Source organism: Actinomadura syzygii (assembly GCF_008085905.1).
In the GTDB taxonomy this organism is placed as follows: domain Bacteria; phylum Actinomycetota; class Actinomycetes; order Streptosporangiales; family Streptosporangiaceae; genus Spirillospora; species Spirillospora syzygii.
Genome location: NZ_VSFF01000002.1, coordinates 223,740 through 237,167, shown reverse-complemented (window position 1 = coordinate 237,167; position 13,428 = coordinate 223,740). Strand labels below are relative to the sequence as shown.

General features: G+C 70.9%; 13 protein-coding genes. 7 read left to right on the top strand and 6 right to left on the bottom strand.

Annotated features, from left to right (window positions below; genetic code table 11):
- The first annotated feature begins 8 nt into the window (after nucleotides 1-8).
- The gene (locus FXF65_RS05330) at nucleotides 9-431 is read left to right on the top strand and encodes a hypothetical protein (protein ID WP_148348574.1); all 423 of its coding nucleotides are present in this window, start codon (nucleotides 9-11) and stop codon (nucleotides 429-431) included.
- 63 nt (nucleotides 432-494) lie between these two features.
- Here the strand turns inward: FXF65_RS05330 and FXF65_RS44380 are convergent, their stop codons facing one another.
- The 4 genes from FXF65_RS44380 to FXF65_RS05310 all read right to left on the bottom strand — a co-directional run bounded on the left by FXF65_RS44380 (nucleotide 495) and on the right by FXF65_RS05310 (nucleotide 3,993).
- Complete coding sequence (locus tag FXF65_RS44380; RefSeq protein ID WP_148348573.1) at nucleotides 495-1,193, bottom strand: DUF6069 family protein; 699 nt, start codon at nucleotides 1,191-1,193, stop codon at nucleotides 495-497.
- A gap of 5 nt (nucleotides 1,194-1,198) precedes the next feature.
- Entirely contained in the window at nucleotides 1,199-2,188 is a 990-nt protein-coding gene (locus FXF65_RS05320) for an RNA polymerase subunit sigma-70 (protein ID WP_148348572.1), read from the bottom strand.
- Between the two features lie 75 nt (nucleotides 2,189-2,263).
- Nucleotides 2,264-3,499 carry an MFS transporter gene (locus FXF65_RS05315; RefSeq protein WP_246198371.1) on the bottom strand — a complete coding sequence of 412 codons (1,236 nt, stop codon included), beginning with the start codon at nucleotides 3,497-3,499 and terminating at the stop codon, nucleotides 2,264-2,266.
- Nucleotides 3,496-3,993 (bottom strand): GNAT family N-acetyltransferase, encoded by a 498-nt coding sequence (locus FXF65_RS05310; protein ID WP_148348571.1) that lies wholly within the window; start codon nucleotides 3,991-3,993, stop codon nucleotides 3,496-3,498. The genes FXF65_RS05315 and FXF65_RS05310 overlap by 4 nt, the downstream gene beginning before the upstream one ends.
- Before the next feature lie 26 nt (nucleotides 3,994-4,019).
- On the opposite strand from FXF65_RS05310, the gene FXF65_RS05305 reads away from it, so the two are divergent.
- The 3 genes from FXF65_RS05305 (at nucleotide 4,020) to pdxR (ending at nucleotide 6,595) form a co-directional block, all read left to right on the top strand.
- The gene (locus FXF65_RS05305) at nucleotides 4,020-4,547 is read left to right on the top strand and encodes a CGNR zinc finger domain-containing protein (protein ID WP_148348570.1); all 528 of its coding nucleotides are present in this window, start codon (nucleotides 4,020-4,022) and stop codon (nucleotides 4,545-4,547) included.
- 210 nt (nucleotides 4,548-4,757) lie between these two features.
- On the top strand, nucleotides 4,758-5,123 hold the full coding sequence (locus FXF65_RS45075; RefSeq protein WP_246198370.1) for a hypothetical protein: 366 nt from the start codon (nucleotides 4,758-4,760) through the stop codon (nucleotides 5,121-5,123).
- Nucleotides 5,124-5,182: 59 nt separating this feature from the next.
- The gene (gene pdxR / locus FXF65_RS05295; RefSeq protein ID WP_148348569.1) at nucleotides 5,183-6,595 is read left to right on the top strand and encodes a MocR-like pyridoxine biosynthesis transcription factor PdxR; all 1,413 of its coding nucleotides are present in this window, start codon (nucleotides 5,183-5,185) and stop codon (nucleotides 6,593-6,595) included.
- Between the two features lie 16 nt (nucleotides 6,596-6,611).
- Here the strand turns inward: pdxR and FXF65_RS05290 are convergent, their stop codons facing one another.
- Complete coding sequence (locus FXF65_RS05290) at nucleotides 6,612-7,115, bottom strand: cupin domain-containing protein (protein WP_148348568.1); 504 nt, start codon at nucleotides 7,113-7,115, stop codon at nucleotides 6,612-6,614.
- Nucleotides 7,116-7,544: 429 nt separating this feature from the next.
- Here FXF65_RS05290 and FXF65_RS05285 point away from each other — a divergent pair, with 429 nt between their 5' ends.
- Complete coding sequence (locus tag FXF65_RS05285; protein WP_148348567.1) at nucleotides 7,545-8,990, top strand: toll/interleukin-1 receptor domain-containing protein; 1,446 nt, start codon at nucleotides 7,545-7,547, stop codon at nucleotides 8,988-8,990.
- Nucleotides 8,987-10,879 carry an SPFH domain-containing protein gene (locus tag FXF65_RS05280; RefSeq protein WP_148348566.1) on the top strand — a complete coding sequence of 631 codons (1,893 nt, stop codon included), beginning with the start codon at nucleotides 8,987-8,989 and terminating at the stop codon, nucleotides 10,877-10,879. Before FXF65_RS05285 ends, FXF65_RS05280 begins: the two co-directional genes overlap by 4 nt.
- A gap of 19 nt (nucleotides 10,880-10,898) precedes the next feature.
- Here FXF65_RS05280 and FXF65_RS05275 read toward each other — a convergent pair whose 3' ends face one another.
- Nucleotides 10,899-11,516 carry a toll/interleukin-1 receptor domain-containing protein gene (locus FXF65_RS05275; protein WP_148348565.1) on the bottom strand — a complete coding sequence of 206 codons (618 nt, stop codon included), beginning with the start codon at nucleotides 11,514-11,516 and terminating at the stop codon, nucleotides 10,899-10,901.
- Nucleotides 11,517-11,802: 286 nt separating this feature from the next.
- On the opposite strand from FXF65_RS05275, the gene casG reads away from it, so the two are divergent.
- Nucleotides 11,803-13,416: a steroid-24-oyl-CoA synthetase gene (gene casG, locus FXF65_RS05270; protein WP_246198369.1), complete on the top strand. Its 1,614-nt coding sequence runs from the start codon at nucleotides 11,803-11,805 to the stop codon at nucleotides 13,414-13,416.
- Nucleotides 13,417-13,428: the final 12 nt, after the last annotated feature.

Here is a 13,428-nt window from a genome sequence, read left to right as displayed (position 1 = left end):
CGCACGCCGTGACACATCGGATCGCACCCGATACGACCGGGCCGTCCTCCGTCCAACCGACGCATTTCCACTGCTACAAATGGTCAGGCAGCGGGCAGGAATGGGAACGGCTCGGCAAGACCGACACCCTCGACCTCAACAGCCCAGACCGCCCACCTACACGGACGGTCGACTGGCTCATCAAGTCGCCACGCTTCATCGCAGCTGTCCGCGCCGACCCACAGACCGCCCGCGACTGGCTGATCGGCGAATGGGACCAAGCGCGGGAGAAAGCGATGACGCCCGTCCCTGAATGGGTCAGCAGCGAAGGGCGCGCGGCGCGCGCGTTGCGAGCCATCGAGACCGGCTGCTGGCCGTCCTACAGCCAATGGCTCATCGGCGGGACGATCGTGTTCCTGGCCGTCGTCGGCAGCGACCGAACATGCCACTGAACCGGCTTGGCGAGGGTGCCCAAGAGACCGGTCAGCGGCTCGGGTGGTGCGGCGGGCTCGTTGTCACGGGGTGCGGGTGCGGAGGCGTCGGGTCAGGGTGGGGATCATTATCGTCGCGGGGATGAGGTGCAGGGCTAGGAGAGCCGTGGTTGTGGCGGTGTTCGCCCCGGAAATGACGGGTGGGATTAGGGAGATCGCGGTTAGGGGCACCGTCGTCCAGAGGAATCGTGTGGCGGGGCGAGCGCTCCAGCGGAGGAGTACGGCGGCGATTACGGTGCCCACGATGGAGAAGAAGCCGGTTACTACGGCGAAGCCGGGAAGCGGGATTGACTCGCCGCCGTCGGGGATTTCGAAGTTGGCTCCGGCGGCCTGGGCTAGCGCGGCGGCGAGGGTGGTGGCTGCCATTGCCGCGAGGGTGGCGATCAAGCCGGTGGTCGCGAGGCCGCGCATCCGGTGCGTTGACGGGGCTGTGACGATCCCGGTGTCGTTCATGTTGTGCTCCATTGATCGGTGACTCGCGTCGGGGTTCGTTGAGTGGCGGGTGACGATGCGCACTTTCGCCGTGTGGCGGTCGGGGTTGCGCAGGGCTCGGACGCCGGTGCCGCGGAGCCAGAACCCCGCGTCAGGGCCGAGGACCGGGCCGGGGTCGCCATTGCGGAGTTCCAATTGCACGCGCCCGTGAGTGACGACGCCGAACGCGTCGCGCCATTCGGTGGCGTCCACCGCGACACGCGCGCCGCCGCGCAGCGCGACCGTCCGCACGGGGGCTACTCCGCCGGGAGGCGCTCGGGCAGACCGAGCTGCGGGAACCGGTCGTCGTGGAAGGTGATGATCTCGGTGATCGTGCCGCCGGTGACGCGCAGGACGTCGATCGTCAGAGGCAGGTACGCACCCTCGCGCTCGCGCCACTGGTAGAAGGCCACGGCGGGCTGCCGGTTCACGGCGGTCTGGACGCCGCGCAGGCCCTTCAGGTCCTCGAAGCCGCTGTCGGCCCAGCCGTTCACGATCGTGTCACGGCCGACGTGCAAGCCCGGCGTGGGCGGCATCGAGAAGCGGGCGTCCTCCCGAAGTAGCGCCGTGAGGCCGTCGATGTCCGTGGCCACGCTGGCTTCGGTGTAGCGGCGCACCAGTTCGCGTGTTTCGGCGTCCTCCGCGCCGCCCGTCCAGTCCTGGCGCTCGGCGGGCAGGTGCTCCCGCATGCCGGCGCGGGCCCGCTGCAACGCGCTGTTCACGGAGTTGACCGAGTCTCCGAGGAGTTCCGCGACGTCCTTCGCGGGCCAGCCGAGCACGTCCCGCAGGATCAGCACGGCCCGCGGGCGCGGCGCGAGGTGCTGGACCGCGACCAGGTACGCCAGCTCGATCGTCTCCCGCGCGACGGCGACGCTCTCCGGCTCGTCGGCATCGCCGGCGGGCAGCTCGTCCAGCAGCCGGTCCGGGTAGGGCTGAAGCCACGGCACCTCGCCGCCGGACGCGGGCTCCGGGCGGCGTCTGGCGAGCAGGTCTAGGCAGGCGTTGGTGGCGATCCGGTACAGCCAGGCCCGGAACGTCGACCGTCCCACGAAGGTCTCCCGCCGCCGCCAGGCACGCAGGAACGTTTCCTGGACGGTGTCCTCGGCGTCCTCGAACGACCCGAGCATCCGGTAGCAGTGCACGTGCAGCTCCCGCCGGTGCCGCTCCGCCAGCCCTGAGAACACCGGCTCGTCGACCTCGTCCAGACCGCTCACGCCCAGCTCCTCCAGCAGCGAATTCGCGCTCATGACGTCACCCTTCCGCTTCGTCGCGTCCTTTCACAGGTAAGACGGGTCCAGGCGCGAGAACTCATCACCAGGGCCCTAACGGCGTCCGCCGCGAGCCGTGATTACCAGGGCAAGGACGGTCATCGCGGAGAGGACGCCCCAGACCGGTGTGAAGCTGTGGGTCGCGTCCTTGAGCAGGCCCAGGGACGGCGGGGCGAGGATGATGGCGATCTGGGTGACGGCCATGACCAGGCCGAGGGCGAATCCGGTCTGGCCGCGCGGCGCCGATTCGACCAGGTGGGCGACCCATGGGCCGTACCAGCCGATTCCGAAGAATCCGAGCCAGAGGAACAGGAGGGAAGCCGCGATGGGTGAGTGTCCGGCGGGGGTCATCAGGGCCGTCATCCCTGCTGTCACGGCGACCATGCAGGTCATGACGGTTGCATAGCGTCCGGATCCACTGCGGTCGCTCCACGCCGCGAGGCAGACTCGTCCGGCGGCGCCCGCCGCTTGAGCCGCCACGAGGACGAGGGCCGCGTCGCCCGCCCCAATAGACGCCGTCTCGTGGAGATGCAGGACGGTCAGGACGCCCACGGCGCTGTGCACGGAGACCAGACACACCCCGGAGAGGATGATCCTCACCATGGACGGTTGGCGGAGTATCCGCAGCCGGGCCCTGAGCGTGACGTCCTGCTGTCTGCGCTCCTGGGGAGGGCCATGGACGGGCGGCCTGCGGTAGAACCCCATGAACGCGACCGCTCCCGCGAGCGCGACGAGCCCGCCGACCGTGAGCGTGGCCCGCCAGCCGAGGGCGGCGGCGAGGATGGGCATCACGGCGGCGGCGAACACCCCGCCGAGCGGCACGCCCGCCTGACGTATGCCCATCGCCAGTCCGCGCTGAGACTCGTCGAACCAGGACGCTACCGATTTGCTACCGCCGGGCTGGGCGGTGCTGTACCCCGCGCCGACCATCAGCAGGACGAGGAGCAGCGACACGTATCCCGGCGCCATGCTGCCCAGGCCGAGGCTCACGGCGACGACGCTCGCGCCCGCGCCGACGACCCAGCGCTCGTTGTAGCGGTCGAGGAGTTCCCCGGCCACCAGCAGCCCGACCAGGGGAACCAGCTGGGCGGCCGAGAGCAGCAATCCCAACTGCGCCGTACTCAGGTGCAGGTCGCGTTGGAGATGGACGCCCATCGCGCCGATGCCCTGGACGAAGAAGCCGGACGCGGCCTGGGCGAAGGTGGCGACACCGAGGATGGTCCACCGGTATCGCGGAGCGTGGTGCAACGGCCCGGCGCCGGTCGGCGGGTGTGGGCGGACGTCCGTCACGGGCGCCAGCACAATGCGGGATCGGGATGGTCGAAGAAGCCGAGTTCCCGGTAGAGCGGTTCCCCGTCGTGCGAGGCGTACAGATCCACTCGGACGGCGTCGCGTTCGCGGAACCAGGTGAGCAGGCCCTGCATGATCGCGCGTCCGTGGCCTCGCCGCCGGTGCGCCGGATCGGTGACCATGCCGATTACGTGCCCGATGCGGCCGTTGCGCGAGTGCGGTCCGGGGAACCATTGCTCGACGGTCCCGATGCCGCAGGCGGCCAGGCCACCACCGCCACCACCACCGCCGTCGCCGTCCACGACCAGGATCTGCGCGTCGTCGTCCTTCAGCTTCTCCCTGAAGACTCGGGCCAGCGCGTCGCGCCATTCATCGCCCGCTGAGGACGGGTTGAAGAAGTCGCCGCCGAGGGTGTCGAACAGCAGCGCGCGGAGGCGGACGAGCTCGGCGATGTCGGTCTCCGTCGCCTGCCGGACCAGGGTGCCAGGTGCCATGGCGCCCACGGTGCTGTAATAGGCTTATGCATCTCAACCCTTACGGCGCGGATGCCGTGAAGCTGGCCGCCGACCTGGCCAACCGGCGTCCCGCGACAGCCGCAGAACTCGCGCACCGCTGCCACGCCGCCGGACTGGTGGTCGAACGCCCGGTCACATCGCCCGACCTGGACCAGACCCTGGCCCTCCTGGAAGAGTGGGAGAAGATCGTTGACGCGGCGGCCGAATCCGAGCGCGCCGAGCGGGTCAACCGGCTGCTCGCGGCGGCCGTGGCCTACCCCCGGCTGACCGACCACGCGGGCAGCGGCTGGCACCTGCACTACCGCGACGACCTCCAGCCGCTCGGCACCGTGCTGTCCGCGCTGATCCCCGTCGGCACCGCGCTGCACCTGGCCGGACGGGGCATGCACCGGCTCGGGCGGTGCGCCGTCCGCGAATGCACCACGATCTTCGCCGACACGACCCGTCTCGGACGCCAGCGCTACTGCTCCCACCGGTGCGCCAACCGCGACGCCGTCCGCCGCCACCGCGCCCGAACCGCCCCGACACCCTGATCCGTCTTCACGCCCAGCGGGCGATGTCGCCAGGACAAGAGTGTCGTTCTGCCTTGATGCGGCACCCGTCACAGGTTGAACTCGGACGGGTCACGTCTTCGACGGGGGTGTGCGGGCTTCCTATGAAGCGGCGTCCACTCGGGGATTATTCGACTTAACCGTACGGGACGTTCCGCCGTGAGGAGATGGTGCACTGTGAGCATGTACCCAATGGGCAACCAGCCGGTCCTGCTGGCCATAGGGGACATCTCGCTCACGTCCACTCACGTAATCGTTCCGCACGGCCAGTACCCGCTCAACGGCACGGTTTGGACGGTGCAGGACTCCACCTACGTCCACGAGGGAATCCCGACCGTCGCGATCGTCCTGACGATCATATTCGTGTGGTTCTGCCTTCTCGGCCTGCTTTTCCTGCTGATGAAAGAACGCCGTTATTCGGGGTTCGTGTCCGTATCGGTGACCGGCCCGGGGCTGTATCACACCGTCCAGTTCCCGCCCGGCCCGCAAAGCGGATCTTGGGCAGCGCAGATGGTCTCGCAGGCCCGAGCCATGGCCGCCGTCGCCCCACCCGTCTGATCCCTGCCGGTCGGCCATTAGCCTTGGCGGTCAAGAGACCGGGTGAGGTGGGTGGTCAGGTGCCGGAGTCTCGGGTCAATTCCGCTAGGGAGGCGGGAGCCGACCTGCATCTCGAGGTGTCGGCCTCGGGGCCTCGGCGGGCGGCGGTGGCGGCGGGGCTGCGCGCGGCCGTGCGCAGTGGGCGGCTCGCGCCCGGGACCCGGCTGCCGCCGTACCGTTCGCTGGCCGCCGACCTGGGCGTCGCCCGCAACACGGTCGCGGACGCCTACGCCGAACTGGTCGCCGAGGGATGGCTGACCGCCCGGCAGGGCTCCGGCACCCGGGTGGCCGAGCGCGTCGCGGCCAGGCCGAGGCCCGTCCCGCGGAAATCCCCCGAGCGCGAGCCCGCCTCCCACGACCTCCGGCAGGGGCAGCCCGACGCGACGTCCTTCCCCCGCGCCGCCTGGGGCGCGGCCGTCCGCCGCGCGATCACCGCGGCGCCGCACGACGCCTTCGCGCCCGCCGACCCGCACGGGCGTCCCGAACTGCGCCGGGCGCTCGCCGGATACCTCGCGCGGGCGCGCGGTGTGACGGCCACACCCGACCAGATCGTCGTCTGCGCCGGGTTCGCGCATGGGCTGCGGCTGCTCTTCGGCGGCGGCGTGCTGTCCGGGCCGCTCGCCGTCGAACCGTACGGCCTGCCGTTCCACCGCGGCATCCTCGCCGACGCCGGAGCGCGCACGCTCCCCCTGGGCCTGGACGACCAAGGCGCGCGCACCGACCAACTGGCGTCGGCGCGCGGCGCGCGCGCCGTCCTGCTCACTCCGGCCCACCAGTTCCCGACCGGCGGCCCGCTGCTTCCGGCGCGCCGCGCCGAGGCCGTCGACTGGGCGCGCGGCCGGGGCGGCGTGGTGCTGGAGGACGACTACGACGGCGAGTTCCGCTACGACCGGGAACCCGTGGGCGCCGTCCAGGGGCTCGATCCCGACCATGTCGTCTACATCGGCTCGGTCAGCAAGAGCCTTTCCCCGGCGATCCGGCTCGGCTGGATGGTCCTGCCACCGCATCTCGTCGACGATCTGCTGGCCGCCAAGGGCCTGCGCGAGGCTTGGACGGGCGTCACCGACCAGCTCGCGCTCGCGGCGTTCATCGAGTCCGGGCAGTACGACAAGCACGTCCGCCGCATGCGGCAGCGCTACCGCGCCCGCCGCGACCTGCTCGTCGCGGCGCTGGCCGAGCGCGCCCCGCACGTCGCCGTGACCGGGATCGCGGCCGGGCTGCACGCGGTCCTGCGCCTGCCGCCCGGCACCGAGGCGGCCGCCGTCGAGGCGGCCGCGCGGGCGGGCGTGGCGCTCGACGGCCTGGCGGCGTTCCGACACCCGGGGAGCCCCGAACCGCACCAAGACGGCCTGGTCGTCGGCTACGCCGCACCGTCCGAACACCGCTATCGACCGGCGCTCCACGCGCTGTGCCGAGTTCTTTCGGACGTCTGAACGACATTCCGCGGGTTCAGCCTTCGGCGAGCGCCTTCGACCACACGGGGCTCTCGAAGTAGTGGTTGTCGTACTGCTGCGAGCTGTCGCGGATGTCCTGCACCGTGGCCTCGCCCTGGTAGACGCGCTCCAGCAGCCGGTAGTAGTCGAAGCGCTGCAGACCGGGCGTGAAGACCACCAGCAGTTCGGCAGCCTGACCGGGGGCGGGCGCGAAGGCGTGCGGCACGGTCGGCGGGACGGTCAGGAAGTCGCCCTTGCCCAGGGTCACGATCTCCTCGTCCACCAGGACGCGCAGTGAGCCGTCGAGGACGAGGAACATCTCGGTGGCCTTGGTGTGGAAGTGCGCGGGAGCGCCCGGCGAGCCCTTGTGGAGCGTGGCCTTGTTGGCGGTGAGCGCGCCGCCCGTCGCGTCCGCGTCGGCGAGCAGGGTGATCAGGCTCGTCGCGCCGTCCTGGAGGGACTCGGCGTGCTCGGCGCGGACAAGGACGGGCGCGGTCGGCTGGTTCGAGGTGGCGTTCATGGATCCTCCGTTGGCGGCCCTGGCTTCTCACCAGGCACTTCGTGCTGACACTGATGAATCTACGGCGTGTAGAGACCCATCTCATGGTTCATTCAGGGCCGAGATCCATGGGTCAATTTTCATCGATGTCGCCGCTCCGGGGCCCCGTCGACTGGTCGGTGTGGGACCCCACGGCTCGCTGACCCGGCGCGGCTGGACGTCGTCCGTCCCTGTCCCGAAGCCGAAGTTCTATTCCCATTTCCCCGGCGTCGGCTTCCACACCTGTGTTAAGGAAAACAATTCGGCTGGAACATATGCGGGAAACGGTCCCGGCCGGGTCGGTTTCATGCTGGCCGGATAAGGCAACAAAACGCGATCAAGGCTGGATGTCGCAGGGTCCGTCCTACGCTTGAGGCGAGGTCAATTCCCGGCCGTGATCGGGGGCATGTTTTGGTCGAGGCCTACCTCGCGTACGGGAGGGCGGACGCCCGATGGGTCCGGAAACTATGGCGCCAACTCCACCGGCATGGGGTCGACGCGTTCTTCGACGAACTCGTCCTGCCTGGAGACAGCGTCATCCACTCGCTGGAACAGGCGCTCCGTGACACGACCGCGGGAATCGCCGTGTTCGGTCCCGGGCTCGCGGACGACCGCTGGGCGCTCACCGAGTACGACGCGCTGGTGGCCTCATGCGCGGAAAAGGGGCTGCCGTTCATTCCGGTGACGTTCGGCGGCGCGCCGATACCGTCCTTCGCCCGCGACTGGGCCTGGCTGGATTTCACCGACGCCGACCCCGACGGCGAGAAATTCGATCATTTGGCGGCCGGGCTGGCGGACACCCTCCGCGGCGGAGGCACGACCGCCGACCTGCCGGAAAGGGCCGTGCTGCGCGAACCGCCCCGGCCGCTGAGCGAACCCGCGCAGCGTTCCGTCGTGGTCTGCTACGCCCCGGCGGACGCCGAGTACGGCAGGAGCCTGGTGGAGCGCGTTCACGAGGCGGGCCTGCCGGTCTGGTCGGTGCGGAGCCTGCGCCCCGGCGACCGCCTCGTCTGGACGACCCGGCAACAGCTCCGCCACGCGACGGTGGTCGTGGTGGTGATGTCCCCGGCCGCGCAGGACTCCGAGGACGTCACTCGCATGATCCTCGAAGCCCAGTGGCACGAACGGCCCTTCTTCCCCGTGCTCGTCACGGGGCGAAGCCACTACCTGCTCGCCGACCTGTGGTGCGCGGACGCGCACGCGGGCGGGCCGCTCGGCGACGCGCCCCTCGCGCATCTCGTCGCGCTCCATGAGGCGTCGTCGCGCGGACGCCCCCTGCCGGAGCCGGATCTGCCGTCCGCGCCGCCCCCGTTCGCGGCCCGATCGTCCGCGGGCGGGTCGTCCAAGGGCGGGGCGTCCGAGGTTCGGTCCGGCCGCGTCCCGGCGTCGTTCGCGCTGAAGCGGCTGCGCGCCGCCCTGGCCGAGCGGGAGATCGAGCACGCCGACCTGCTCACGACGACGCTGCTGCTGGAGGCCGCGAACCGGCTCGAGACCGGGGTGCTGCGGCGGCGCGACGCCGCCGCGCTGTCGCGCGACCTGCTGGTCGGGGTGGACGAGCTGTGGGCCGCCGCCACCGACGGCCGCATGGGGTTCCGCGTCCAGGTGGGCATGGCGCCGATCGACGGCAGGCGGCACTCCGACTTCCTCGCCCTGTCGAAGGAACTCGGCTGGCGCGTCTCGGACGACGAGGCGGTGCCCACCTACCGGGAGTTCGCCGCGCGGGCCCTCGACCGGTCCGGCTTCTTCCCCACGCTGCGCAACCCGCGCGGCGAACAGCGCATGGACTGGTACGACAACTGGACCCAGATGGCGCTGACCGTCCATGCCCGGCTACGAGAGTGCGGAGTCCGACCGTGAGCGTCCTCATCCTGTTACTGCTCCTCCTCCTGGCCGGGGCCGCGGCCGGCTACGTCTACTCGCTGGGCCGCCATGTCGTGCCCGCCGACCACGTCGGCATCGTCCGGCGCGTCTGGGGCCGTCCGCACCCGGACGGGATGTACCGGGACGTGGTGCCGAACACCGGGCGCGGCGTGCTGGCGGGCACCCTCCCCCCGCAGCGGCCGACATGGCTGATGCCGGGGCTCTACACCGTCGAGGCCGTGCCGCGGATCCACATCCCGGAGCGGATGATCGGCATCGTCGTCGCGCGGGAGGGCCGCAAGCGCCCGCGCGACCGTCAGGTGGCGCTGCTGCCCAAGGGCGTGGACTGCGACCACTTCCAGAACGGCGAGGCGTTCCTCCTCCGCGGCGGCGAGGAGGGGACGCAGGCGGTGACGCTGCCCGGCGGCTCCTCCTACTCGATCAACACGGCCCTGTTCGAGGTGCGGACCGTGCCGCGCGCCTACGTCCCCGACGGGACGGTGGGCCTGGTGAAGGCGAAGGACGGCAGGGTCCGCGAGGCGGGCCAGCCGTTCGCGCGGCACGTCCCCTGCGACGACTTCCAGAACGGGACGGCGTTCCTGCGCGGCGGCGGCGAGCAGGGACGGCAGCTCGCCGTGCTCGCGGGCGGCACCTTCTACGACATCAACCCGGAGATGTTCGACGTGCTGACCACGGAGAACATCGGCGAGGGCAAGGAAGGGCTGGTCGCCGCACAGCTCCAGCTGACGTCCGTCCCGGTCGGGCACACCGGGGTGGTGATCACCCGCGACGGCGCCGAGCCCGACGAGGAGGAGAAGGTCGGCCCGCGGGTCGACGGGCACCGCAACTTCCGGCTGCCCTGGGAGTTCGTGGCGAGCGGCGGCCGCCGCGGCGTCCAGCAGGAGACCCTCAAGGAGGGCTCGGAGTACGCGCTCAACCCGTGGTTCGTCCGGGTGCTGCTGGTGCCGACGTTCCTGCTCAACATGGAGTGGAACAAGAAGGACTCCGAGAAGAAGGGCAACTACGACGCCCGGCTGCACGAGCTGGACCTGGAGACGAGCCAGGGGATCCGGCTGCGGGTCGAGGTGTCGCAGTCCCTGCGGATCCCGTCCGCCGTGGCGCCGCGGCTGGTCAGCGAGTTCGGCAGCTCCCCCGACTCGGGACGGCTGGCGGGCGGCGCCCTGACCGACGACCCGCAGCCCGTCCAGCGGTTCGTGGAACGGGTCCTCGGCGCCACCGTGGAGAACTACTTCGTGGAGATCACGGCCGACTCCACGGTGAAGGAGTTCCTGTCGGGCATCCTCGACATCCGCACGAACCTCAGCTCGCAGGTGCGCAACGCGCTCAAGGCGTGGGGCGTGGAAGCGGTCCGCACCAACATCGAACGGGTCAGGTCGCTGGACCAGGTGTACTACGACGAGCGGCAGCGGATCTTCAGCGAGGACACCCGGGGCGACCTCCTCACCAGGCAACTGGAGCACGCCGACGCCGAGCAGGCCATCGAGTTCAAGCGGATGGAGACCGAGAAGAAGCGCCTCGTCCTCGAAATCACGGCCGAGGCCGAGCTGCTCGGGGCCGACCACGTGCGGCTCTCGCGGATGATCCAGGACATGTCGAAGCTGCCCGTCCCGAACTACATCGGCGGCGACCTGTCGGGCTACCTGGAGTCCATGCCGATGAACCTGGTGCGCAACCTGCTGGAACAGCTCCGGCAGGCCGAGAAGGACAAGTCGGTCGCCGAAGCGCCTCCCGTCCAGCAGATCACGCAGGCCGACAAGAAGCCTTATCCGCAGAACAATCCGTCGAGTCCGACCAAGCCGTCGGGCCCGGAGAAGCCGCTGCGCGCGGACGAACAGGACGTCGGCGAGGCGGGCGAGAACGCCTGACGGGACGCGGCCCCCCGCCTCACACGCGGGCGGGCCGCTGACCGCGCAGGGCCCGGACCAGCACGTCGAACCTCTCCTCGAACGGGGCCGGAGCGCGGAAGTCGACGCACCGGCGGGCGGCGAGGAACTCCGGAAGCTCGCCGTCGCCGTGGACGACGGGAATGAACCGCAGGCCGCGCTCGATCGACCGGGTCATCAGCGCGGCGTACTCCTCCCGGGTCACGGGCTCGTCCGGAGTGCGCGCCCCGACGATCATGAGCGCGTTCCGCGCCCCTCGGATCCCCGCCTCGACCCGTCCGACGAACAGGTCGCCTTCACCGACGTCCCAGGCGTCGAGCCAGACCGTGAACCCGGCCGCCTCCAGCCGGACGGCGAGCCCCCTGGCCCACGTCTCGTCGTCACGCGCATAGGCGACGAACACGTCCCGATCATCACCCGGCTGTCCCCCGGCCGACGCGGACGGCGCGGCAGACGGCGCGGGCAAGGGCGGCGGAGGACCGGGAGGTGCGGACGGGGTCGCGGCGCGCGACAGCCGGGACTGTCGGATCGCGTGGACACTGCCGACGACGCCCGCCGTCGCGGCAACGACTCCTGCCGCCGCGCCGACCATGGGGATGACCAGCGACAGAGTGCTCATCAGCGCGGCCCCGGCATGCCATCGGCGGCGAGCCGCCACGATAAGGACCCGAATTCACGATTTTCTGCTCCGGCGTCCGATTCATCGGGTGCCGGGACCGTGGTTGCCACGAAACCAGATTATTTGACCGTTGCGCCAATGCGACAGCGCTTCCATTCGCCGGAGTCGGCCGAAGTAAGTGTCCGGAAGGGGCCGTTCAAGACCGTCCCGCTGAGCGGTATGGCGTCGTGGGCGACGCGGGCGGGGACGGAGAATGGGCCGTCCGGTGCGCACGAGGAGGTCGCGGGTGTCCAGTCCGATGGAGATCGTCCAGAAGCTGACCGGGCCCGGCGGCGAGTTCGAGCTGCGGGACGAGGACGTCCTCGGCGCCCGGCTGCCCGTGTTCGCGAACCGCGCCCGGAGCCTCGGCGAGGTCCTCGAACGCTCCGCCTCGTACGGCGACCGCGACTACCTCGTCACCGCGTCCCGGCGGATCACGTTCGCCGAGCACGCGGCGGCGGTCGCGTCGATGGCGAAGGCGCTGCGGGACGATCTCGGCGTCGAGCCCGGCGACCGCATCGCGATCAACGCCGCCAACAGCCCGGAGTGGATCATCTCGTTCTGGGCGGCGATCGCGGTCGGCGCCGTCGCGGTCGGCTACAACGCCTGGTGGGCGCCGCGCGAGGTGGAGTACGCGCTCGGCCACACCGACCCGAAGATCGTCGTCGCGGACGAGAAGCGGTCCGCGCTGACGTCCGAGGACGTCCTCACCGTCGAGACCGACGTGCCCTCCCTGACCCGCCGCTACCCCGGCGCCGACTGGGACATACCGGACGTCGCCGAGGACGATCCGGCCGTCATCCTCTACACGAGCGGCACGTCGGGACGCCCGAAGGGCGCCGTCCACTCGCACCGCAACCTGACTTCGGTGATCGAGTACCACCGGTTCAACGACGCGATGCTGCGCGCGCTCGGGGACGACCCGTCCGCCCGCCGGTACCTGCTGGCACTGCCGCTGTTCCACATCGCGTGCCTGCACAACCTGGCCGTCCCGCGGCTCGCCACCGGCACCGCCGTGATCATGCACGAGGGCGGCTTCGACGTGGACGGGGTGCTCGGGCTGGTCGAGAAGGAGCGGGTGACGAACTGGGGCGCGGTCCCGACGATGGCGCACCGGCTGGTCGAGCACGGCGACCTGTCCCGCTACGACGTGTCGTCGCTGACGGCGTTCTCGCTGGCCACGGCCCCGTCGTCGGCCGCGTTCAAGGAGCGGCTGCGGTCGGTGTTCCCGCCCGCGAAGGGCGCGCTGGTCGACAGCTACGGCCTCACCGAGTCGTGCACCGGGATCTCCGTCGCGACGCCCGCCGACCTCGCCGAGGCGCCCGGCACGCTGGGCCGTCCGACGGTCGGCGTCGAGCTGGAGGTCCGCGGACCGGACGACCGGCCCGTCCCGGACGGCGTCGAGGGCGAGGTCTGCGCCCGCAGCGCGTACAACATGATCGGCTACTGGCGGGACCCGGACGCCACCGCGCGGGCCATCGACGCCGACCGCTGGCTGCACACCGGCGACATCGGCCTGATCGAGCAGGGGCGGTTGCGGCTCACCACCCGCCGCTCCGACCTGATCATCCGCGGCGGCGAGAACGTGTACCCGGCCGAGGTCGAGCACGTTCTCGCCGAGCATCCGGCGGTGCGGGAGTGCGTCGTCCTCGGCGTGCCGCACCCCGACCTCGGACAGGAGGTCGCGGCGGTCGTCGTGTTCACCGGACTCCCGCCCACCCCGGAGGAACTGACCGCCTATGTGCGCGAACGCCTCGCCTATTTCAAAGTGCCGTCACATTGGCACATCACGTCCGCCCCGCTCCCCCGCAACGCGACCGGAAAGGTCATGCGGAGACAGGTCGAGGCGGACATGAACTGAACCCTCCGCGGA